Genomic DNA, 805 nt, shown 5'->3' on the forward strand with positions numbered 1-805 from the left:
GGAGGCCTTCGAGCCACCTGAGCTGAAGGTGCACATCATTACACAGGGCGGTCGCCAGGACTCGGCCAAGGTGCGTGCCTTCGTCGACCACTGCGCGGCGAGCTTCCGTGCCGACCCGGCCTTGCGGGCGGCCGGCCAGCCACCCCCGGCATGAACCCCTACCGTGAGATGCAGGTGTTTCTCGCCGTCGTTCAGGCGGGAAGCCTGGCCGCTGCCGCGCGGCAGTTGCAGCTGTCGCCGGCCAGCGTGATGCGCAGCATCGCCGCGCTGGAGCGGCGCCTGGACAGCAGGCTGCTGCTGCGTGGGCCGCGTGGCGTCAGCCCGAGCGCGGCCGGTGAGGGTTTCGCCGAGCGTTGCGAGGGCATTCTCCAGCGCGTGGCAGAGGCCGAGCGCTCCGTCTCGGGGCTGCACGCGAACCCGGCCGGGCATCTGCAGGTGGCGCTGCCGTTGCTGATGATCCATCAGGTGCTGACGCCCATCGCTCTGGGTTATCTGGCCGCGTTTCCCGACGTCAGCCTGACCACCCTGGCGCGTGAAGAGCTGCCACGGCTGGTGGAAGAGGGCGTCGACCTGGCGCTGGTGGTCGGCCACCTGCCCAGCTCGTCCGGCTTCGCCGTACCGCTGGGCCAGGTGCGACCGCTGGTCTGCGCGGCGCCGGACTACCTGCAGCGCCGGGGCCGACCGGACACTCCGCAGGCCTTGCACGCGCATCGCATCATCGCCACGTCCTCGACGGGGCATGTCGCCGACTGGCGCTTCGCCAACCAGCAGACGAAGCTTGCGCCGCGCCTGGTCTGCAATACCG

Annotated in this window: 1 protein-coding gene; it reads left to right on the plus strand. The window is 70.7% G+C overall.

The window, feature by feature from the left end; translation table 11 throughout:
• Positions 1-150: 150 nt before the first annotated feature.
• A partial coding sequence (locus J0A65_RS24550; protein ID WP_206596869.1) for a LysR family transcriptional regulator occupies positions 151-805 on the plus strand: 655 nt, incomplete at its 3' end.

Source organism: Bowmanella yangjiangensis (assembly GCF_017255015.1).
Taxonomy (GTDB): domain Bacteria; phylum Pseudomonadota; class Gammaproteobacteria; order Enterobacterales; family Alteromonadaceae; genus Bowmanella; species Bowmanella yangjiangensis.